The organism is Pseudoduganella sp. UC29_71, assembly GCF_042693265.1.
In the GTDB taxonomy this organism is placed as follows: Bacteria; Pseudomonadota; Gammaproteobacteria; order Burkholderiales; family Burkholderiaceae_D; genus Rugamonas.
This window is the reverse complement of the sequence record NZ_CP170549.1, coordinates 3018715-3040573: the sequence shown is the minus strand read 5'-3', so window position 1 is coordinate 3040573 and position 21859 is coordinate 3018715. Positions and strand designations below refer to the sequence as shown.

Sequence of the window (21859 nt, the reverse complement as noted above, 5' to 3'; positions counted from 1 at the left end):
TATTTTTTCTGCCACAGATCAAGTTGCACACCGAAAGTCTCCCGGGGCGCCTGGGCTGGCCTGGCCGGTCCAGTAGAGCATGCTGGTCAGCGCGCCGCTTTGATTACGGTGCGCCCGCCGGGTGCGCGCTATCAAACCGGCGCCGGGGTGCCCCGGCTATTGTGGGACGGCGCGGGGGCTGCCGCCTTCGCCTGACCTGTCGAGACAAAGGGCAATTATGAGAATCACAGTTTTCGGGGCCGGCTACGTCGGCCTGGTGACGGCGGCCTGCCTGGCCGAATTGGGCAACGAGGTACTGTGCCTGGAACGCGACCCTGCCAAGCTCGCCATCCTCGAACTGGGCCGGCTGCCCATCCACGAGCCCGGACTGGGGGAGCTGGTGACCTCCAACGTGGCTTCCGGGCGGCTGCGCTTTGCTGCCGATGAAGACGGCGGCGCGGCCGAGCTGCAGTTCATCGCCGTGGGCACGCCGCCCGACGAGGACGGCGCCGCCGACGTCGAGCATGTGCTGCAGGCGGCGCGCACCATCGGCCGGCGCATGACCCGCTTCCAGGTCGTCGTCACCAAATCCACAGTCCCCATCGGCACGGCCGAACGGGTGCGCGCGGCGGTGCAGGACGAGCTGGACGCGCGCCGCAGCAGCCTGTCCTTCGCGGTGGTGTCCAATCCGGAGTTCCTGAAGGAAGGCGCGGCAGTGCACGATTTCATGCAACCGGACCGCATCGTGCTGGGCGTGGAGTCCGGCGCGGCCGGCCGCCGCGCGGTCGCGCTGCTGACGGCGCTGTACGAACCGCTGAACCGGCACCACTCGCGCACGCTGTGGATGGACACCCGTTCGGCCGAGCTGACCAAGTATGCCGCCAACGCCATGCTGGCCACGCGCATCTCCTTCATCAACGAGATGGCCAACCTGGCCGATCTGATCGGGGCCGATATCGAGTCGGTGCGCTGCGGCATCGGCGCCGACAAGCGCATCGGCTACAGTTTCCTGTATGCGGGCTGCGGCTACGGGGGGTCCTGCTTTCCCAAGGATTTGCGGGCCCTGGGCCGGCTGGCCACGGACGCGGGCCAGCCGCTGCGCTTGCTGCGCGCCGTCGAGGCCATCAACGACGACCAGAAGCAGATGCTGGGCCAGCGCATGCTGGCGCGCTTCGGCAGCGATTTGCGCGGCCATGTGTTTGCCGTGTGGGGTCTGGCCTTCAAGCCGAACACGGACGATGTGCGCCAGGCCAGCGCGCTGGTGCTGATCGGGCAGCTGCTGCGGGCCAACGCGCATGTGGCGGTGTACGACCCGGTGGCCCAGGCCTCGGCCCGGCGCGCGCTGGAGCAGGACCCCTCGCTGGGACCGGAGGCGCTGGCCCGTCTGCGCTACGCCAGCGATCCGCTGAATGCGCTGCGCGGCGCCGATGCGCTGGCCATCGTCACCGAGTGGAAGCAGTTCCGCTCTCCCGACTGGCAGCAGGTCAAGGCCCTGCTGCGCCAGCCGGTGGTGTTCGACGGCCGCAACCTGTTCGAGCCGCGCCAGTTGGCCGAGGCCGGCATCGAACACCACGCCATCGGCCGGCCGCCGCGCGCGCGCGGGACGGCGGCCGAAGCGGCGCTGCCGGCGCAGGGCGGCCTCGGCGCATGAGCATGCTCTTTACCTGCTCGGCCGACGACGGGCATCCGGCCGACCTGACCCTGGCCGGCCTGCTGCGCGCGCACGGCCTGCCAGGGACGTTCTACTTCCCCATACGCAACCAGGAGGGCGGGCCGGTGCTGTCCGGCGCCGGCATGCGCGAGGTCGCCGCGCACTTCGAGATCGGCTCGCACACCCACGACCACCAGTTCCTGACGCGCGTGGGACCGGAATGGGCGGCGGCCCAGATCGTGCGCGGCAAGCGGGTGCTGGAGGATACGCTGGGCCGGCGCGTGGCCGGCTTTTGCTACCCCGGCGGCCGTTACCGGAAGCTGCACGTGGAGCAGGTGCGCGCGGCCGGCTTCGAGTTTGCGCGCAGCACCTTGAACCTGTGCCTGGATGCCGGGAGCAACCGCTACGAGATGGCCACCACCTGCCAGTTCTATCCCCATCGGCGCGCGGTCTACCTGCGCAACTTCGTGCGCGGCGGCGCCTGGGCGCGGCGCGCCGGCCTGTTGTTGTGCGCCGCCGCCGAGCCGCACTGGGAGCGCCGCATGTACGCCTTGTTCGACGCCGCCGAACGGCGCGGCGGCGTGTTCCACCTGTGGCTGCACTCGGCCGACGTGGAACGCCTGGCGGCCTGGACGGCGCTGGAGCGCTTCCTGGCCTATGCCGCCGCCCGCGTGCCGCCGGCGCGGCGCCTGCACAACGGCGAGCTGGCGCTGCGCAGTTTCGGCCCCGCGGTCCGCTGATCGCGGCGCCGCCTGGCGGCGCGCAATCTCTTTCCATTTATTTATTTGCCTTAATACTGTGTCTTTAAATAAAGGCAGTATTAATTTCCTGTTGGAATAATCTTTTATTAATTGGAGGGTAATATTTCAAGCGTACTCAAGCGATAGTATTATTCCATGGAAATTTCATAATGTGAAAAATTTCTTGCCTTTAGGCGAGAAAGCCTCCTAGAATTGGCCAAAATAAAAATCCGGGTAGTTGAATATTTTTATTAGTCATTTTCTAGGAGTAACAATTTTGTTTAAATCAGCATCCCTATATCGGACTATTCCATTGTTGGCATCTCTCGGCACCAGCATCCTGCTGGCCGGTTGCGGCGCCGGCGGGGCAGATCCAGCAGTCCAGGCCAGCGCCCAAGGCGGCCCGACGCTGCTCGCCACCACCACCACCAGCAGCACCAGCTGCGCATTTCCGAAGTTTGTGTTCGGCGCCAAATACGTGACCGGCAACATCGTCAACTTCGCCGAGAATGGCAAGAATTACATCGCCACGCACGACAATCCCGGCTGGGATCCCACCATCAGCACCTACTACTGGAGCCCTTACACCGCGTGCAGCGCGCCCGCGCCTGCCACCACCTGCAACTTCCCGAACTATGCCTGGGGCAAGAGTTACGTGACCGGCAACATCGTGACCTATCCGGACAACGGCAAGTACTACATCGCCACCCACGACAACCCCGGCTGGGACCCGACCATCAGCACCTATTTCTGGAGCCCGTACACCTGCACCAGCACGCCGACCACTACGCCGACGCCAACGCCAACGCCAACGCCAACCCCTGACCCGGCGCCAAGCGGTCCGGTGGTGACGGCGGCCAGCTGCAGCTACTCGGCGGTGTCGGCCGCGGTGAATTCGGCCGCCGCCGGTACCACGGTCAGCGTGCCCGCAGGCGATTGCAGCTGGGGCACCCAGCAGCTCAACGTGCCGGGCGGGGTCTACCTGCGCGGCGCGGGACAGGACAAGACCATCATCCGGCGTGTCGGCAGCGTGTCCAACACCAGCTACCTGGTGGCCTACAACTGCTCCAATGGACGGCGCGCGCAGTTCTCCGGCATGACGCTGATCGGCAACGGCAACGGTGCGATCCAGGACAAGGGCCTGGGCCTGCTCAATGGCTGTACCGACTTCTCGGTCTCGAACTCGAAATTCAACAAGTTCGTCTTCAGTGCCGTGTACGTCGGCGATGCGCCCAACCAGCGCGGCGTGATCTTCAAGAACAACTTCATCGACAACTACAGCCCCGATCTGCGCAACCTCGGCTATGGTGTGGTGGTGTATGGCGGCGGCGCTTGGCCGGCGCTGAGCCTGGGCTCGGCCAATGCGGTGTTTGTCGAGGATAACTATTTCTCGGGCAACCGCCACAATATCGCCTCCAATAACGGCTCGGTGTATGTGTTCCGTTACAACAAGGTGAATGGCACCGACGCGGCCAAGGATTATGCGATGACCGACGCGCATGGCCGTTCCTCGTCGCCGCGCGGTTCGCGCAGCTTTGAAATCTACAACAACACCTATACCACCAGCATCAGCGGTGGCTTGCAGCGCACGGCCATCGGCATCCGCGGCGGCGACGGTGTGATCTTCAATAACACGGTGCCGGCCACGGTCAGCCGCTCGGTGGAATTGATGGTCGAAGGTTTCGGCTGCGGCACCTACCCGGGACCGGACCAGAGCCGTTCGGTGTATATCTGGAATAACACGGCCAATCCGCAGAACGGCTACACCAGCAACGGCATCGACAACACCTGTCCTGCCTCGCTGGGCCTGAACCGCGATTACTTCCTGAGCGCCAAGCCAGGCTACACGCCGTACACCTACCCGCACCCGCTGCGCGCCGGGCTGTAAGGCGCATCCGGCTAGCGCCCGCGCCCGCCGCGGCGCTTTTTGCCGGGCCGAAAGCTGCGGCGCCTGTCCCCCATCAGGCGCCGCAGCTCGGTGATACTCAACTGGCTCACCTCGTGCATGCGCAACAGCATGCCTGCGCTGACCTTCAGCTTCCCGTGGCGGATCTTGCTGATGGTCGGCGCTTCCACTTCCAGCAGGCGCGACAGCGCCGCATCATTCTTCAATTCCAGCAGCTGCAGCAGATGATCGAACAAGGCGTTCGGATCGAACTGCGGTCCGGGCGGCGGTGTCATGACGGCCCGGCGCGGCGCCCGCGCAGCAGCTGGCGCGCCAGGCCCACCATGAATAGCGTGTTGGTCACCAGGTAGCGCCGCGCCAGCCGGCGCGGCTCGGCCCCCAGCCGGTACAGCCATTCCAGCCCGTTGTGCTGCCACCACAGCGGCGCGCGGCGCAGCGTGCCCGCATGGTAGTCGAAGGCGGCGCCCACCCCCACCAGCGGGGCGGCCACGCGGCCGCAGTGGGACGCCATCCAGTACTCCTGCTTCGGACAGCCCAGGCCGACAAACACCAGGTTGGCGCCCGAGGCGTTGATGCAGTCCACGTCGGCCCGGTCCTGCTGCGCGCTGTGCTGGCCGAACGGCGGCGACAGCGCGCCGGCGATGCGCAAGGCAGGGAAGGCGGCGGCGATGGCTTCGCGCAGCCGTGCCAGCGTGTGCGGCGTGCTGCCGTACAGGAACACGCTCTGGCTGTGCCGCTCGGCCGCCGCCAGGTAGCGCCACATCAGGTCCGGGCCGTTGATGCGCGGCTGGCGCGTGCGCGCGAAGTGGCTGACCGCCCACGCCACCGGGGCGCCGTCGGCGGTGGCCAGGTCGGCGTTGTTGATGATGTTGCGGAAGCGGGCGTCGCGCGTGCTGCACACCACCGAATGCGCGTTGCACAGGCAGACATAGCGCGGGGCGCGCTGCGCGCCCCAGTCGAGCAGCTGCGCGACAGCTTGCTCCCAGCCGAGCACGCTGATGCGCGCGCCCAGTACGGTTTGACGTTGCTCAGGCATAGTTCAGTCCCAGGTTGGCCAGCATGGCGCTGTAGTAGATGTCTTCAAGCGTGGCGAGGTTTTGCTGCGGCGTGTAGCGCAGCAGGTAGCGCGCGTAGGCGCGCCGCCCCATGGCCAGCATCTGTTCCGGGTGGTGGAAGGCCCAGGCCAGCTTGGCGGCCAGGTCGGACGCGTCGCCGGGGCGCACCAGCAGGCCGGTCTCGCCGTGCTCGACCAGTTCGCCCAGGCCGCCGTGCGCGCTGGCGATGACGGGCACGCCGCACGCGAAGGCTTCGACGGCGGCCAGCCCGAAGGTCTCCAGGCAGGTGCTGGGCGCGACCAGGAAGCTGCTGCCGCGCAGCAGCGCGCGCACCTCGGCGGGGCTGCGCCGGCCCAGGCAGTCGGCGCCGAAGGTGGGCGCCAGCGCGCCGGCCAGCGGGCCGTCGCCCACCAGGCGCACGCGCAGTCCGCCGGCGCCGCGCGGCAGGCGCTGCACCGCCGCGCACAGCACCTCCACGCCTTTTTCCTCGGCCAGGCGGCCGACGAACAGGCCGCCGGCGCGCCCGCGCCAGGCCGGCGCCGGGCCGGGCTCGACGAAGTTGGGCTTGACGTCGATGCGCATGGCCGGCAGCCCGCCGGCGATGAATTGCGCGCGGCTGAAGTGGCTCAGCGCAATGAAGCGGGTGCCGGGCCGCCGGTAGCTGCCAAGCAGGCGGTGGGTGGCCAGCGCCGCCGCCGCCGCCCCCGACTGCAGCACCGAACCGTGGTAGCAGGCGCGCGTGACGGCGCGCCACGGCGCACGGCCGACGCAGTCGCGGCACACCTGGCCGTCGCGCAGCAGCATGGCCTGGGGGCACAGCAGCCGGAAATTGTGCAGCGTCTGCACCACCGGGATGCGGCGGCGCGCGCCCAGCCAGTGCGGCGCGGGCGAGATCAGCGGAAAGGTGTTGTGCAGGTGGATCACGTCGGGGCGGGCGGCGTCGCACAGGCGCTCGATGTCGCGCACCGCGCGCGGCGACCAGAACGCCGTGAAGGCGGCCGCCATCGGCGCCTGTCCCAGTTCGGCGCTGTCGCGCTGGTAGACCTCGACCGTGTGGCCGGCCGCGCGCAGCAGCCTGGCCTCGGCCTCGGCCACCACGTCCTCGCCGCCGCGCTCGCGGTAGCGGTTGTGGACCTGCAGGATGCGCAGCGGCTGCTGCGTGGGTTCTACGTTCATGGCGGCGTCCTTCACGGTGGTGGGATACGCTCTATTTCACCCTGCTGGCGCGCGGCCGCGTTGACTGCGCTCACGCGGCCGGATGACGGCGGCCATGCCGGCGCGCGCAGCGGATTGCCGGCCAGCGCCAGGTAGCGCTGGCCAAGCAGGCGCGCCGCCGCCAGGTTGATGTGGTTGTCGTCCTTGTACAGCGCGGTGCGCCCGATCGACGTCAGGCACTCGTCCGGACCGCACATGACGCGCTTGGGATCGATGACGATCAGGGTCGGGTGGGCCGTGCGTAGCGCGTCGATCACGCGGTCCATCGAGCCTTGCTCGGCCTCGACCAGGCGGCGCGGCATATTGCAGTTGCGCGCAGCCGGCAGCCAGCCGCGCTGGCGCTGCAGCACGCAGCGCGGCAGGTCCGGCGCCACCGTGGGCGTGTCCTTGAGCAGCACCGGCACCGCGCCGGCGCGCTCGATCTGGCGCAGCGCCGGTTCCAGCGCGCGCGCGAAGTCCGCCTCGCGGCCCAGGTATTGCCAGCGGCTGGCCAGCGCCACGTAGCGGAAGTGCGGCGCCATGGCCAGCAGGTCGGCGTTGCGGCGCTGGCAGGGCGTGGCGCCGCCCGGCTGCCCCTGGTACAGGTCGATGGACGAGCAGGCGCCCTCGACGAAATAGGCCAGCTGCATGCCGCCGTCGCGCGCCAGCTGTTCCAGGAAGGGCTTGAAGTGGTTGGCGTGCGAGTCGCCGAACAGCAGCAGCGCCGCGCCGGGCGCGCGCGGGTCGCCGGCCACGCAGCGCCGCGCCAGGTAGTCCAGGGTCACGCCCTGGTAGGCGCCGGACTTGATGGCGCAGGCGCCGGCCAGGTCGCGCTCGAAGGAGTAGCTGGCCAGCAGTTCGCGCGCGGCCGGATCGAAGCGCTGCGGCACGCCTTCGCTGCTGTAGGAGTACAGGCCCAGCGCCAGGCAGGCGGCGGCCGGCGCGGCGTAGTAGCGCGCGGCGGCGGCGCGCAGGCCCAGCGTGCCGCGCCGGTGCAGCGGCTGCTCGACATGGCGCCAGGTCAGCCAGGCCAGCACGAACACCAGCAGCAGCGCGGCGGCGGTGGCCGGCGCGTCCAGCGCGCCGTAGCGGTAGCGCAGCAGCGACAGCACCGGCCAGTGCCACAGGTAGAGCGAGTACGACAGGCGGCCGATGGCGGCCAGCCAGCGCCGGCCCAGCAGGGCGCTGAGCGGGTTGGGGCGGCTGCCGGCGTACAGCAGCAGCGCCGCGCCCAGGCAGGGCGCCAGCGTGTTCAGGCCGGGATAGGGCAGCTCGCGCCGCAGCAGGGCCAGCGCGCCCAGCGCCAGCACGGCGCCGGCCGCGGCCAGCTGCGCGGCTGCGGCCGGGCTGGCCGGGCGGCGCCAGCGCACCGCGTAGGCCGCCAGTGCGCCCATCAGCAGCTCGTGGGCGCGGCAGCTGAGCAGGAAATAGCTGGCCACCGGCCCGGTGCGCCACTCGGACCAGGCCAGCCCGGCCAGCGCCAGCGCCGCCAGCACCGCCGGCGCGCGGCGCGAGCCGCGCCGGTGCAGCACCAGCAGCAACAGCGGGAACACGAAGTAGAACTGTTCCTCCACCGCGAGAGACCAGGTGTGCAGCAGCGGGAATTCCTCGCTGCGCTGGCCGAAGTAGCCCCAGCTGCTCAGCGAGAAGAACAGGTTGGACGCGAACGCCCACGAGGCGGCCAGCGAGGTGGTGTAGAACAGGTAGTCGTTCGGGATCAGCAGGTAGCTGGCCGCCGCCAGCACGGCCAGCGACACCACGCCGTAGGCCGGCAGCAGGCGCGTGATGCGGCCCTTGTAGAAGGCGGCCAGGCTGAAGCGGTCCTGCGCCAGCGCGTCGGCCAGCACCCCGGTGATCAGGAAGCCGGAAATGACGAAGAACAGGTCGACCCCGGCAAAGCCGCCGGGCAGCAGCGCCGGCGCGGCGTGGAAGGCCAGCACCGCCAGCACGGCCACGGCGCGCAGGCCGTCGATGTCGGCGCGGTAGGCAAGCGGCGCGTTCGTGGCCGCGTGCATCGCCGCCTTCATCGCCGCCTTCATGGCCGCTCCGGCGCGCTGCGCGGGCAGGCGCCCAGCAGCAGCAAGGTCAGGAAGATCACCCACATCTGGCCGCGCGGCGCGAAGAACGACGCTTCGCTCTGGTTGTGCATCAGGTAGGCCAGCGTGAAGGCCGCGCTGCAGGGCGCCAGCGCGCGCGCCTGGCGGTCCGGGTGCAGATAGCTGCGCGCCCAGCCGGCCAGCAGCAGCGCGAACAGCGCCAGCGCGGCGATGCCGCCGTTGACGGCCAGGTCCAGCGCGCCGTTGTGGTAGCTGGAGTAGGGCATGCCGGCAGTGCTGATGAGCTCGGCATGATCGTCGAAGCTCCAGCCCAGCCAGGGCTTGGCGCCGATGGCGCGGTAGGCGTCCTGCCACACCTGGGCGCGCCCGGTGAGCTGGCTGTCGCGGCCCAGCAGGTCGTACAGCCAGTCGAGCGGGACGGCGCTCTTGAGCAGCTGGAACAGGCCGCCGCCCAGCACGGCGAGCAGCACGGCGCCCAGGTACAGGCGCGGCCGGGCGGCGCGCCGCTGCCAGGAGTGCAGCAGCAGCAGCAACAGCAGCGCCACGGCCGAGCACAGCTTGGAGGTGACGCTGTCGGCGCCCAGCGCGGCGGCGGCGGCCAGCAGGCAGAACAGCAGGTGCCAGCGGCGCCGCCGCGCGCGCGGCAGGCACACCAGCACGCAGGCGTTGGCCCAGAAGGTGGTGAAGGCCAGCGCGCCCAGGGTGTTGGGGTGGGGCGTGAGGCCCTGCCAGCGCTGCTGCCAGTCGATGGCGTAGGACGGCGCGGCGGCCACCGCGGCCAGCTGCAGCGCCATGTTCAGGCCCAGCACCATGGCCAGCTGCGGCGGCAGCGTCCACGGCCGGTCGCGGTAGTGCAGCGCGGCGGCCAGCGCGATCAGGGTCACGCCGGTGCCGTGCACGAAGTTCATGGCCACCTTGGCCGGGTAGGCGCTCCACAGCACCCCGGCCAGCAACAGCAGCAGCAGGGCCGGCTGCTGCCAGTGGCGCCGCAGCAGCAGCGCCGCGCTGCGCGGATAGCGCAGCAGCAGCGCGCCGGCCATGCCGTACAGCGTGGCCAGCAGCAGCAGGTTGGCCAGCGAACTGAGCATGTTGGCGCTGGAGGCGGCCGCCGCCGTCGCCTCCGCCACGTCGGCCACCAGCATGGGGCGGGTGGGCGCCAGGCTGTAGGCGATGGGCAGGCCGGAGCTGGCCATGAAGACCAGGAAGGGCAGGGCCATCAGGCGGCGCGCGCCGGCCGTGGCGTCAGCGTGGGCCGCGTGCACGGTATTCCTCCATGTCGCGCCGCGCCAGGCAGCGCGCCAGCTGGCCGCCGGCGCCGGCCGCGCGCAGCAGCAGCGCGGCGGCCGCTTCGCGGTGCAGGCACAGCAGCAGCGGCAGCGCCAGCGCCGCGCCCAGCAGCTGCAGCACCTTGAGCGCGAACCACAGCGCGCCGCGCAGCGGCGCGTAGCGCCGCACCACCACCCGGTAGTAGGTCTGGCCGCCGCGGAAGGCGCGCCGCAGCGCCCAGCCCAGCTGCAGCCGGGCCGGCGGCACCGGTTCGCTGGCGGCCGCCTCGGCGCACCACAGCAGGCGCCGCCCGGCCAGGTGCAGGCGGTAGAACCAGTCGGTGTCCTCGCCGCCGGTCAGGCCGAAGGCGGGGTCGAACCAGGGGCCGCCGCCGGCCAGCACGCGCCGGTGCAGCATCACGTTGCCGGCGCCGCCGTAGCTCAGCGGGGTGCCGGTGGCCAGGGCCGGCTTGCTGAAGCTGGCCCGGCTCCAGGCCGGGGCGCGCGCCGGCAGCACGCTGTGCACCGGGCCGAACACGGCGTCGGCCTGGCGCGCGTGCAGGCAGTCGTACAGTGCGCGCAGCCAGCCCGGCGCCGGGGTCTCGTCGTCGTCGATGAAGACGATGCAGGGCGCCGTCGCCAGCGCCAGCGCGCGGTTGCGCGCCAGCGCGATGTTCTGCACCGGCTCAGTCTGGTAGACCAGGGGCAGCGCGTGGCGCAGCCGGAACGCGGCCGCCACCGGGTAGGCGCTGGCGCGCGCGTCGTTGTCGACCACGATGAGGCGCAGCACCAGGCCGGGCCAGGCCTGGGCCGGCAGCGCCTCGAGCAGCGCGGCCAGCAGACCGGGGCGGCGGAAGGTGGCGATGCAGACGTCGATGGCGGCGTCCGCGTCAGGGGGGCGGGGCATGGCGCAACTCCTTCCAGATCAGGATGAACAGGGTGATTTCGCCGGCCAGCAGGCCGAGCAGGGCGCCCTGCTGGCCGCACAGGGCGGTCAGCAGCGCGGTGGCCAGCAGCGTGACCGCCGCGCTCGGCACGCCGAGCAGGGTCAGCGCGCGGAAGCGGTGCTGCAGCTGCAGCAGCAGCGCGCCGCCGCTGCGCGCCACCTGGAACAGCAGGATGGCGCACCACAGCGCGGCCAGCGGCGCCAGGCCCGGCATGCTGCGTCCGGCCAGCAGCGGCGCGACCAGGTCGAAGCAGGCCAGCAGCAGCGCGCTGTAGAGCAGGGCCAGCCCCGCCAGCGTGGCGCTGAGCAGCAACGACAGCGAGCGCATGCGCTGCGGCGCCTGGGTGCGCAGCGCCGCCAGGCGCGGGATGGCGATCTTCTGCACCGCCGGCACCAGGAAGGAAAACGGCGCCACGAACAGGCGCGCCAGGTTGGCCAGGCCGGCGCCCGACGGCCCCAGCACGGCGGCCAGCACATAGGTGTAGCTCTGCGTCTGCAGCCACGTCACGCCCACGCCGCCCAGTGCCCAGCGGCCATGGCGCCAGGCGGCGCCGAACTCGGCCGCCAGCGCCGTGCGGCTATGGCGCAGCGCCAGCGGCGCGCCGGCGTAGGCCAGGGCGCAGCCGGCCGCGTTGCCCAGCGCATACAGCGCCAGCACCGCCTCGGTGCTGGGCGCCAGGCCCGCCCGGGCGCGCAGCGCCAGGCCGCCGGCCACCACCAGCACCGCCACCGCGTTGAGCGCCAGCGCAAGGCGCTCGCGCTGCAGCAGGTAGGCGTGCGCGCTGAAGAATTCGGCGGCCAGGAACAGCGCGGCGGCCAGCGCCACCAGCGGCAGCGGCGCCAGCAGCGCGCGCGGCCCGGCCGGCAGCCAGGGCAGCGCCAGCGCGGCGGCCCCGGCCAGCAGCAGCATCAGCGCGCCCAGCAGCAGCACCGCGCACAGCATGCGCGCCGCGTAGGGCGCCCGCTCGGCCGGCGCGCGGCCCGGCAGGGTCACGTTCATCTGCGTCAGCACCAGCGCGTTGCCGACCCCGACGTAGAGCATGCACAGCGCGTAGCAGGCGCCGTACAGGCCGAACTGGCCCAGCGTCATGCTGCGCGCCAGGTAGACGCCGAGCAGGAAGTTGCTGCCGCTGGTGAGGGCCTGGTTGCCCAGGCTGAGCAGCAGCGGGCCGCCCAGGCGGCGCAGCGCGAGGCGCTGCGCGTGGCGCGGCACCGGTGCGACGGAGGCCACCGCTAGCTGCCGGTGCGCGCGGCGCCGGCGCGCACCGCGGCCAGGTCGGCCTGCATCATTTCGGCCACCAGCTGCTGGAAGCCGATGCGCGGCTCCCATCCCAGCTCGCGGCGCGCCTTGCCGGCGTCGCCCAGCAGCGTTTCGACCTCGGTCGGGCGGTACAGCGACGGGTCGACCCGCACCAGCACCTGGCCGGGACGGCAGTGCTCGGCGCCGTGGCCGGGCGCCACCGCCCGCACCGTGGCCGTTTCCTGCACGCCCGTGCCGCGCCATTCAAGCACGATGCCCAGCGTGGCGGCTGCCGCGTCGACAAAGGCGCGCACGCTGTGCTGCTCGCCGCTGGCGATCACATAGTCCTCGGCGCGCGCCTGCTGCAGCATCAGCCACTGCATCTGCACGTATTCGCGCGCGTGGCCCCAGTCGCGCAGCGCGTCCAGGTTGCCCAGCGCGATATGGCTTTGCAGGCCGCAGGCGGCGCGCGCCAGGCCCAGCGTGATCTTGCGCGTGACGAACTGCTCGCCGCGGCGCGGCGATTCGTGGTTGAACAGGATGCCATTGCAGGCGTACATGCCGTAGGCTTCGCGGTAGTTGACGGTGATCCAGTAGGCGTACAGCTTGGCCGCCGCGTACGGGCTGCGCGGCACGAACGGCGTGCGTTCGCTTTGCGGCACCTGGCGCACCTGGCCGAACAGTTCCGAGGTCGACGCCTGGTAGTAGCGCGTGTGTGCGGCCAGGCCCTGGGTGCGGATCGCTTCGAGCAGGCGCAGCGGGCCGAGCGCGTCGGCGTTGGCCGTGTACTCGGCCTCGGCGAACGACACCGCGACGTCGCTTTGCGCGGCCAGGTTGTACACCTCGTCCGGGCGCAGCGCGGCCACCACCCGCTGCAGCGAGCTGGCGTCGGTCAGGTCGCCGTCGTGCAGGGTCAGGCCGCCGTCGTTTAGCAGGTGCGCGATGCGGCCGGTGTTGGGCAGCGAGCTGCGGCGGCGCAGGCCGTGCACCCGGTAGCCCTTCTCAAGCAGCAGTTCGGCCAGGTAGGCGCCGTCCTGGCCGGTGACCCCGGTGATCAGGGCGGTCAGGCCGGCGGGGCGGGGCGTGGGCGGGGAAGACAGGTTCATGCGATAACTCCGGTCGGGTGGGAAAATAGGTCAGGCGGCCGCCTCGGTGCGCAGCGCGGCGCCCACGTGGCGCGCCAGCCGCAGCGCCAGCGCAGTCAGCGTGATGGTGGGGAAATTGGCGCCGGCGGTGGGGAATACCGAACTGCCGGCCAGGTACAGATTGCCCATGCCGTGCACGCGGCAGTCGCGGTCGACCACGCCGAAGGCGGGATTGGCGTGCATGCGCGTGGTGCCCATGTGGTGCCAGGTGCCTTCGCGCTCGAGCTCGGCCGGCCACGGCCCGCCCTCGAGCGGCGGATCGAGGGTCACGGTGGCGACCCCGCCCAGGCGCAGTTCCTCGGCCACGATGGCCAGCGTGCGGTCGAAGGTGCGCTGCACGCGCGGGCCGAGGCGCCAGTCCACGCGCACGCGCGGCATGCCCAGCGCGTCGCGCTCGGTGGGCGAGAGGGTGACGCGGCTGTCCGGGTCCGGCTCGGGCTCGACGATGGCCTGCATGCGCACGCGGCGCACCAGGCTGCGCGGGTGGTACAGCCGCGTCAGGCCGTAGCCCAGCGTGTCGAGCGGATGGGCCGCCATGGTGGCCAGGTCGGCGCCCAGGCGCCAGCCGGGCTGCTCCTTGTGCAGCGCGGCCTGCTTGCAGCGGTACAGCGCGGCGGCGGCGGCCGAGCCCTCGCCCGGGAATTCGGAATTGAACCAGACGCGCGCGTTGAGCAGCCGCTCGCGCGCCTGGGTGTCCTCGCTCAGCGCCAACTGCGCCGCCACGTGCACGCCGCGCGCCGCCACGGCCCGGTTCAGGTAATGGTATTTGATGTCGAACAGCTTGTTGCGCTGCCAGCCGGCCGCGAAATGCACGCTGGCGCGCTGCAGGCGCGGGTGGTCCATGAAGTAGCGCCCGACCACGCCGGCGCCGTTGCCCAGGCCGGCCGGCGCCACGCGGTTCGAGGCCAGCAGCAGGCGCGCGTTCTCGATGCCGCCGCAGGCCAGGATGTAGCAGCGCGCGCGCACCGCCAGGCGGCGCCCGCTCAGCGTGGCCACGTCCACCTGGCGCACCTGGCGCGCGCCGGCGTCGGTGGCCAGGTTGACGGCGTTGGCGTGCAGGCATACGCGCACGTGGCGCGCGCGCGCCAGGTCGGCGCGGTAGGCCTTGCCGAAGCGGACCGGCGGGCTGAACTGGGACAGCGTGTCGCGCACGCGCCCGCTGGGCAGCGGCAGGCGGCGCACGTCGGGCCGGCCGATGCGCGCTTCCCAGTAGGCCGGCGAGAAGTTGTCCGGCCCCAGCTGCAGCACGCTTTGCGCGCGCCGGTAATAGGGCGCCAGTTCCTCGGCGCCGAACGGCCAGCCGCTGTACGGCACCCAGTCGCGGCGCTGGAAGTCCCAGGGATCGAGCGGGCGGCACCAGCCGCCCCAGCAGTTGGAGCTGCCGCCCAGGTAGCGGCTGCGGCAGCCGTCGGCGAAGCGGTAGGGCAGGCCGACGTCCTCGCCGCGGTACAGGTCGCGGTTGGCGTCGTCCGGTCCCAGGCCGCCGCTTTCGAGCAGGCAGGCCGGGATGCCCATGGCTTCCATTTCCAGCGCCAGCGTGATGCCGGCCACGCCGCCGCCGATGATGCAGACGGTGGTGTCGAGCAGGCTGTCCTGGTCCAGGGTGCGGGTATCGATCAGCATCAGTCCTCCGGGGTGGTAGGGGGCAGGGGGCGCAGCGCGTGGCGCCAGCGCCGCAGCGTGGCCTGGGCCGCCAGCAGGCGCCGCGCCAGCGGGCCGGGCGCTTCCTTGTGGCGGTGCAGCCACAGCATGGCGCGGCGGCGCAGGCTGTGGCGCCACGCGGCCAGCGCCAGCGGCGCCTGGCGCAGCATGGCCCAGGGCGAGCGGTACAGCAGCACCCGGTCCAGGTCGCGTTCCTGGCCGAGCAGGGCGCGCTTGTAGTAGTAGCGGCCCCACAGGAAGTGGAATTCGCCGGCGCCGCGCTCGATGCAGGCGGCGATGGTGCGGTAGCAGCACCAGAAGCCCAGGCTGTACTCGTCATAGGCCGGATCGTGCGCCAGCACCAGCAGGAAGTAGTTGCCGCCGACGGTGCAGGCCACGCCGCCGGCGCAGATGCGCCCGCCGATCCGCACCACGCCGATCACGGCCCCCTCGCGCGCCAGCAGGGCGATGCGGCGCGCCTCCTCGGCGTCCAGCGCCGACTGCTTGTGCTTGCCGGCCATGCGCGCGCGGTTCAGGGCCACGATGGCGTGCACCGCTTCGCTGTCGTCCGGCGCGGTCAGCTCGAATACCGCGTCCGGGTGGTCCTGCATGAGGGCGCTGTGGTAGCGCCGCAGGTTGCGGCGCGAATTCTTGCCCAGGCAGGCGTGGTAGTCGGCCTCCGACGTTGGCAGCGCGATCACCGTGTCCTCCAGGTAGTTGTAGTGCTGGCACAGGTGGCGCGCCGGCCAGCGCGCCACCTGCACCGCGCGCAGGCTGACCGCCTGGATGGCCGGGAAGTGGCGGAACACATAGTCGGCAAAGGCGTCCAGCTCGGCGCCGTCAAGCGCGACCACCTCGTTGAGCACCTGCGCCTGCCGGTCCTGCAGCACGAACACCAGCAGCACGCGCAGGCGGCTGTCCTGGTGCACGGCGTAGGCGTAGCAGCTGGCCAGGTCGTGGTCCAGCGCGAAATGCGGCAGCGAGGCGTACAGATTGCCGTACAGGCGGGCCAGCGCGGGGCCGATGCCGGCCGCGCCGCGCTGGCAGCTGACGTGGCGCGCGGCGCCGAACGGCTGCGCGGGCGGCGCGCCGGCGGGCAGGGTAGTGTGGGTCGCAATAGGCATGGGGCTCCTGGGTCTATGGCGGTCTTTGGGTCACGGGCGGGCGCGCAGCAAGCGCCAGCCCGGGCGCGCCGCCACCGCGGCCGGGCGCGCGCGGCTGTCGTTGAAGACGATGCCCTGGGCGGAGGCGCCGCCTTGCTGCAGGCGCTTGAGCGCTTCGTTGATGTCGGCCTCGGTGGTCTGGCCGGCGCCGGCCAGCAGGAACACGGCGCCGGCCAGCGCGGCGCTGGCCAGCGCGTCCGACACGGCCAGCAGCGGCGGCGTGTCCACCAGCACCCAGTCGTACTCGCGCGCCATGTTCTGCAGCAGGGCGGCAAAGCCCGGGTGCAGCAGGAATTCGGCCGGATTGGGCGGCAGCGCGCCGGTGCACAGCAAGTCCAGCCGCTCCGGCCCGGCCGGCACGATCAGCCGCGCCGGCGGCACATTGCCGGCCAGGGCCTCGGTCAGGCCGCTGCAGCGCTCGCGCCCGAAGCGCCGGTGCAGCCGGCCGGCGCGCAGGTCGGCGTCCACCAGCAGCACCCGCTTGCCGCTCAGCGCGAGCAGGGCGGCCAGGTTGGCGGTGATGAAGGACTGGCCCAGGCCGGCATGCGGCGCGCTGATCTGCACGACGCTGTTGCGCAGGTGCGGCTGGGCGCTGTGCAGCGCGGTGCGCAGCCCGCGCAGGTGTTCGATGGCGGCGTCGGCCGGCGCTGCGCAGGCCAGCAGGCGCGCGCCGCGCCGGTCCAGCTCCTGCTCGGCCATGCTGTGCGGCACGCTGGCGTACACCACGCGCTGGCCCAGCAGACGTTCGAGCTGGGCCGCCGTGTCGATGCCCTGGTGCAGCACGCGGCGCAGGCAGGCGTAGCCCAGCCCGATGGCCAGGCCGGCGGCCAGCGCCAGGCCGATCACCTTGCCGCGCTCGGGCCGGGCCGGCTTTTGCGGCTGCATGGGCGGGTCCACCAGGCGCACGTTGCTGACCTTGCCCGCCTTGACCAGGCGCAGCTGCTGGGCCGAGTTCAGCAGCGTGCTGTACAGGTCGCTGTTCAGCTTCATTTCGCGGTTCAGGCGCAGCAGCTCGCGTTCCATCAGCGGCAGGCCGCGCACATGGCCGTCGGCGCGCGCGATCTCGGCGCTGGTGGCGGCCAGCTGCTGGTCCAGCGCGCGCACCAGCGGGTGGCCGGGGGTGAAGCCGACCAGCATCTCCTGCCGCTTCTGCAGCAGTTCCAGGCGCCGCGCGCGGGCGGCGGCGGCCTGCTGCAGGCTGATCTTGGCTTCCTCGCCCAGGTCGATGGTGCCGCTGCTGTTGCGGTAGCGGTAGTACTCGGCTTCCGAGCGCTCCAGGCGCTGCTGGATGTCGGGCAGCTGCTTGTCGAGGAAGTCCAGCGATTTTTCCGCCTCCTCCAGCTTGCGCGTGACGTTCTGGTGCACATATTCGCTGCCGATCTCGCTGAGCACCTGGAACACCTGCTGCGCGTCGCTGCCCTCCAGCGTGACGCCGATCAGGCCGGACTGCTTGCCGATCTCGGCCACCGTCATGGCCTTTTGCACCCGCTCGATGGCGGCCAGCTTGGGCAGGTAGCGCACCCGGAAGCGGGCGCCGGGCCGCGCCGCGATCGAGGCCACGCGCACCGTCAGCTTGCCCTGCGGCAGGGTGAACACCTGGCGCGGCCCGACCTGGCCCCGCATGGCCAGCCGGTAGCTGCGCTGCGTGAGCAGGAACTGGCCGCCGTCCAGCACCGTAAGCATGAATTCGGCGTCCTGCAGCGGCTCGGGCGCGTACAGCTCGTCGATGCTGATCTTCTCGGCGCCCCACACATAGCCGCCGTAGCCGAACAGGCCGGGCTCGGACAGGCCGCTGCGCTGCGAGGCGATCAGCCGTCCCACCAGCGGCAGGTATTCCGGCTGGGCGTCGATATACAGGCCGAGCCGGTCCACCGACTTGCCGATCACCATGCGCGACTTGATCAGCTCCATCTCCGAGATGGCCGCCGCCTTGACCTCGAACAGCGAGGAGATCTCGCCTATCATGCTCTTGGCGTTGTTGGGCTTGTCCTCCTCCACGTGCACCAGCAGGCTGGCCTCGTAGACCGGCTGCGCCAGCGCCAGGTAGAGCAGGCTGGCCAGCAGGCAGGCCAGCGTGATGCCGAGGATGTGCCAGCGGCTCTCGGCCAGCATGCGCGCGTAGATCGACAGCTCCACCTCGGCGTCGTGGCGCGGCGGCGGGGGCGCGGGCTGCAGCGGCGGCGCGTGGCGCGGCGCCAGCGCCGGCAGGTTGGGTTCGTGGCTGCGCATGGCCCCCCCCTAGCGTCCGGTGCCGGTGCCGACCGCGGCCGGCAGCGAACCCGGGATCAGCAGGCTCAGCGTGCGGTTCCAGCTGGTCAGCCCGTTGGGCGCGACAAACACGGTGTCGCGCGCGCTCAGCTCGAAGTGCTCGGCGATGGCCAGCGCGCCGGGCTGGCGCGCGTCCAGGCGGAACACCTGGGACTCGTCGCCCACCCGCCGCACCACGTAGATCTGGCGCGCGTCGCCACTGACCGGACTGACGCCGCCGGCCTCGCCCAGCGCCTCGTTCAGCGTCAGGCGCCCGCTGTGCATCATCACTGCCTTGGGGGTGGTCACTTCCCCGGTCAGGAACACCTTGCCTTCCTCGCCCGAGGCCACCCGCACCAGGTCGCCGTGCCGCAGCACGATGGCGGTGGGATCGCCGCCGTGCCGTATCAGGGCCGGCAGGTTGACCGGATAGCTGATGCCGGCGCGCACGATGGTGATGCGGCTCTGGTCGGCGCTGGGCAGCATGCCGCCGGCGCGGTTCAGGGCCTCGACCAGGTGCATGGGCTGGTTGTCCAGCGGCTGCAGGCCGGGCGCCTTGACTTCGCCGTCCACATAGATGCGCTGGCTGCGGAAGGCCAGCACGCGCAGCGTCACCGACGGCTGGTTGAGCACGCGCGCCAGCTTGGCCGCCAGCAGCTCGCCGGCCTTCTGCTCGCTCAGGCCGGCCACGTGCAGCGCGCCGGCAAAGGGGAACTGCAGACGGCCGTCCGGCCCCACCAGGAAGCCCGGCACGGCGGCCGCGGCGGCCTGCTCGTTCGGGCTCAGCTGCGGCGCCGGGGTGGGCAACTGGGCCGCCGCCAGCTCGGGGTGGCCCCACACGGTGATCGACAGCAGGTCGCCCGGCCCGATCGCGTAAGGGGCGGCGGGGCCGGCGAACACGCTCAGGTCCTGCAGCTGGCGGCGGCGCGCCGCGTCCTGCTCGGCCAGCAACTGCGGCGTGATCAGGATGGGCGCCACCGCGGTGGCGCCGGCCGGCGCGTGCTGCACGCCTTCCATGCTGGGCAGGCTGGCGGTGCAGGCCGCGCACAGCACGGCGGCCAGCGGCCAGAGCCGGCGCAACGCGCGCCGCAGCGGGGGGGGGTGATGGCATCGGGACTCCTCGGCAATAGTGGCGTGCCCGCTTCGTGGCGGGGCATCTGCATGCAGTGTAGGGACCGCTTGCCCGGCGCCGCTTGATAGTCGTCACGCCGGCGCTTGACGGGATGGGGGCGGCGCGCGGCGCGGGCACGGAAGTGACGGTAGTCAAGACCGCCGCGCGCCAAACGGGTTCAATGGAGTGGCGGCCACCGGCCGCTTTCCTTTTCCGCCCGCCATGAGGACACCCATGCTCAGAATCGCCATCGTCACCAATATCCTGGCCCCCTACCGCACGCCGGTGTTCTCCGCGCTCGCCGCGCAGCCCGGCGTGACCGTGCGCGTGATCGCCTGCGCCGAGCAGGAAGACAATCGCCTGTGGGACTATCCGCCGCTGCGCTGCGGGCTGACCATCCTGCGGCCGCGCGTGTTCAAGTACCGCGGCCGCTATATCCACTGCAATGCCGATGTGTTCCAGGCGCTGGCGCAATGGCGGCCGGACGTGGTGGTCACGGACGGCTTCGACCCCACCCACCTGTTCGCCTTCGCCCACGCGCGCCGGCACGGCATCCCGCATGTCACCATGACCGACGGCACGGCCGATTCGGAACGCACGCTCGGCGCACTGCACCGCATGGTGCGGCGCTTCGTGTTCGCGCGCTCGCACGGCCATGTGGCGGCCAGCGCCGGCGGCCTGGCGCTGTTCGACGCCTACCGCCTGCCGGCGCAGCGCCGCTTCCTGTCCTGCCTGTGCGTGGACAACGCGGCCTACGGCAGCCCGGCGCCGGTGGCGCTGCGGCCCTACGACCTGATGTTTTGCGGGCGCCTGGAAGCGGTCAAGGACCCGCTGTTCGCGCTGGCCGTGGCGCTCGAGCTGGCGCGCCGCCTGCGGCGCCCGGTGCGCATGCTGTTTGTCGGCTCCGGCGCGCTGGACGCCCAGGTGCGCGGCGCCGCCGCGCTCTATCCGGGCCTGGTCGAGGCGCACTTCGCCGGCTTCTTGCCGCAGGCGGCGCTGCCGGGCATGTACCGCGCCGCGCGCGTGTTCCTGTTCCCCAGCCGCTGGGACCCGTGGGGCGTGGTGGTCAATGAAGCGTGCGCGGCCGGCATGGCGGTGCTGACCTCGCCGCATGCCGGCGCCGCCCATGAGCTGGTGCGCGACGGCGAGAACGGCTATGTGTGCGAACTGGACGTGCAGCGCTGGGCCGACCGCGCCCAGGCGCTGCTGCAGGACGAGGCGCACTGGGCGCGCTGCTCCGAGCGCAGCCGCGCGCTGGTGGCCGGCTACACCTTCGAGCGCGCCGGCGCCGGCCTGGCCAGCGCCTGCCGCAACGCGGTGGCCGACAGCGCGGCCGCCGAGGTGGGCGGGCGCTACCGCTCATGGCCGAGGGTATTGATTGTCGAGCGGCAGCTGCTCAATTACCGGGTCGGCCTGTACCGGCGCCTGCGCGAGCTGCTGGCCGAGCGCGGCATCGCGCTGACGCTGCTGGTCGGGCAGGGCACGCCGGCCGAGCAGATGAAGCGCAACGAGGCCAGCCTGCCGTGGGCGGTGCCGATTCCGACCAGCTATGCGCTACGCCACCAGGTCTGCTGGCAGCCCTACGGGCGCCAGGCGCGCGCGGCCGACCTGGTGGTGGTCATGCACGAGAACAAGATGCTGTACAACCTGTGGCTGATGCTGTTCGCCCGCCCCCGCAGGCTGGCGTTCTGGGGCCATGGCGCCAATTTGCAGTCGGTCCGGCCGGCCGGCTGGAAGGAGCGCTTCAAGCGCTGGACCGTGGGGCGCGCCGACTGGTGGTTCGCCTACACCGACATGAGCGCCCGGCTGATCGAGGCGGCCGGCTTCCCGCGCGAGCGCACCACGGTGGTGGAAAACGCCGCCGACACCGACGAGATGGTGGCGCTGTGCGCCGACATCGGCGCGCCCGAGCTGGCGCAGTGGCGGGCGCGGCTCGGCCTGGGCACGGGGCCGGTGGGACTGTACCTGGGCTCGCTGTACCATGAGAAGCGGCTCGATTTCCTGCTGGCCGCGGCGCGCCGCGTGCGCGCCGCGCTGCCCGGCTTCGAGCTGCTGATCGTCGGCGCCGGCCCCGACCAGGCCGAGATGCAGGCGGCCGCCGCGCCGGACCGCTGGATACATTTCCTCGGCCCGCTCACGGCGCGCGACAAATGCGTGGCGCTGCGGCTGGCCGACGTGATGCTCAATCCCGGCCTGGTGGGCCTGGGCATCCTGGACTCCTTCGCCAGCGGCAAGCCGATGTTTACCACCGACTGCGGCCTGCATTCGCCGGAGATCGCCTATCTGGAATCGGGCAGCAACGGCGTCATGACCGCGAACGACCTGGACAGCTATACGGAGGCGGTGGTGGCGGTGCTGCGCGATCCGGCGCGGCTCGCCGCGCTGAGCGAGGGCGCGCGCGCGAGCGGCAGCCGGTACACGGTGGAGAATATGGCGCGCCGCCTGTGCCAGGGCATCGAGGCGGCGCTGGCGCTGCACTGAGGCGGCAGCGGGGCCGGCCTGCAGGCCCGCAGGCCCGC

At 71.8% G+C, this 21859-nt stretch carries 16 protein-coding genes; 4 read left to right on the top strand and 12 right to left on the bottom strand.

Translation table 11 applies throughout. The features are described 5' to 3' along the window. Positions 1-217: 217 nt before the first annotated feature. The 3 genes from ACFJI2_RS13325 to ACFJI2_RS13315 all read left to right on the top strand — a co-directional run bounded on the left by ACFJI2_RS13325 (position 218) and on the right by ACFJI2_RS13315 (position 4258). Positions 218-1630, top strand: a complete 1413-nt coding sequence (locus ACFJI2_RS13325) for a UDP-glucose dehydrogenase family protein (protein WP_377705452.1) — start codon at positions 218-220, stop codon at positions 1628-1630. Beyond that, positions 1627-2370, top strand: coding sequence for a polysaccharide deacetylase family protein (locus ACFJI2_RS13320; RefSeq protein ID WP_377705451.1), 744 nt, complete (start codon positions 1627-1629; stop codon positions 2368-2370). Before ACFJI2_RS13325 ends, ACFJI2_RS13320 begins: the two co-directional genes overlap by 4 nt. Positions 2371-2683: 313 nt before the next feature. After that, the gene (locus ACFJI2_RS13315) at positions 2684-4258 is read left to right on the top strand and encodes a hypothetical protein (RefSeq protein WP_377705450.1); all 1575 of its coding nucleotides are present in this window, start codon (positions 2684-2686) and stop codon (positions 4256-4258) included. Between the two features lie 11 nt (positions 4259-4269). On the opposite strand, the gene ACFJI2_RS13310 is transcribed toward ACFJI2_RS13315, so the two are convergent. The 12 genes from ACFJI2_RS13310 to ACFJI2_RS13255 are packed head-to-tail and all read right to left on the bottom strand — an operon-like array spanning position 4270 to position 19309. After that, positions 4270-4551, bottom strand: a complete 282-nt coding sequence (locus ACFJI2_RS13310) for a hypothetical protein (protein WP_377705449.1) — start codon at positions 4549-4551, stop codon at positions 4270-4272. After that, on the bottom strand, positions 4548-5312 hold the full coding sequence (locus tag ACFJI2_RS13305) for a WecB/TagA/CpsF family glycosyltransferase (protein WP_377705448.1): 765 nt from the start codon (positions 5310-5312) through the stop codon (positions 4548-4550). Before ACFJI2_RS13305 ends, ACFJI2_RS13310 begins: the two co-directional genes overlap by 4 nt. Next, positions 5305-6507, bottom strand: a complete 1203-nt coding sequence (locus ACFJI2_RS13300; RefSeq protein ID WP_107979550.1) for a glycosyltransferase family 4 protein — start codon at positions 6505-6507, stop codon at positions 5305-5307. The genes ACFJI2_RS13305 and ACFJI2_RS13300 overlap by 8 nt, the downstream gene beginning before the upstream one ends. Before the next feature lie 11 nt (positions 6508-6518). Further along, entirely contained in the window at positions 6519-8564 is a 2046-nt protein-coding gene (locus ACFJI2_RS13295) for an acyltransferase family protein (protein WP_377705447.1), read from the bottom strand. After that, positions 8561-9844, bottom strand: a complete 1284-nt coding sequence (locus tag ACFJI2_RS13290) for an O-antigen ligase family protein (RefSeq protein WP_377705446.1) — start codon at positions 9842-9844, stop codon at positions 8561-8563. The genes ACFJI2_RS13295 and ACFJI2_RS13290 overlap by 4 nt, the downstream gene beginning before the upstream one ends. Further along, complete coding sequence (locus ACFJI2_RS13285; protein ID WP_377705445.1) at positions 9825-10754, bottom strand: glycosyltransferase family 2 protein; 930 nt, start codon at positions 10752-10754, stop codon at positions 9825-9827. The genes ACFJI2_RS13290 and ACFJI2_RS13285 overlap by 20 nt, the downstream gene beginning before the upstream one ends. After that, on the bottom strand, positions 10738-12024 hold the full coding sequence (locus ACFJI2_RS13280; protein WP_377705444.1) for a hypothetical protein: 1287 nt from the start codon (positions 12022-12024) through the stop codon (positions 10738-10740). Before ACFJI2_RS13280 ends, ACFJI2_RS13285 begins: the two co-directional genes overlap by 17 nt. Before the next feature lie 2 nt (positions 12025-12026). Further along, entirely contained in the window at positions 12027-13139 is a 1113-nt protein-coding gene (gene gmd, locus ACFJI2_RS13275; protein ID WP_377705442.1) for a GDP-mannose 4,6-dehydratase, read from the bottom strand. 30 nt (positions 13140-13169) lie between these two features. Further along, a complete protein-coding gene (locus ACFJI2_RS13270; protein WP_377705441.1) occupies positions 13170-14801 on the bottom strand; it encodes an FAD-dependent oxidoreductase in 1632 nt (543 codons plus the stop codon). Next, positions 14801-15943, bottom strand: a complete 1143-nt coding sequence (locus ACFJI2_RS13265) for a GNAT family N-acetyltransferase (protein ID WP_377705440.1) — start codon at positions 15941-15943, stop codon at positions 14801-14803. The genes ACFJI2_RS13270 and ACFJI2_RS13265 overlap by 1 nt, the downstream gene beginning before the upstream one ends. Positions 15944-15973: 30 nt before the next feature. After that, positions 15974-18211, bottom strand: a complete 2238-nt coding sequence (locus ACFJI2_RS13260; RefSeq protein ID WP_377705438.1) for a GNVR domain-containing protein — start codon at positions 18209-18211, stop codon at positions 15974-15976. A gap of 9 nt (positions 18212-18220) precedes the next feature. Then, positions 18221-19309: a polysaccharide biosynthesis/export family protein gene (locus ACFJI2_RS13255; protein ID WP_377705437.1), complete on the bottom strand. Its 1089-nt coding sequence runs from the start codon at positions 19307-19309 to the stop codon at positions 18221-18223. A 265-nt stretch (positions 19310-19574) separates the two neighbouring features. Here ACFJI2_RS13255 and ACFJI2_RS13250 point away from each other — a divergent pair, with 265 nt between their 5' ends. Continuing rightward, positions 19575-21821 (top strand): glycosyltransferase, encoded by a 2247-nt coding sequence (locus ACFJI2_RS13250; RefSeq protein ID WP_377705436.1) that lies wholly within the window; start codon positions 19575-19577, stop codon positions 21819-21821. The last annotated feature ends 38 nt before the right edge of the window (positions 21822-21859 follow it).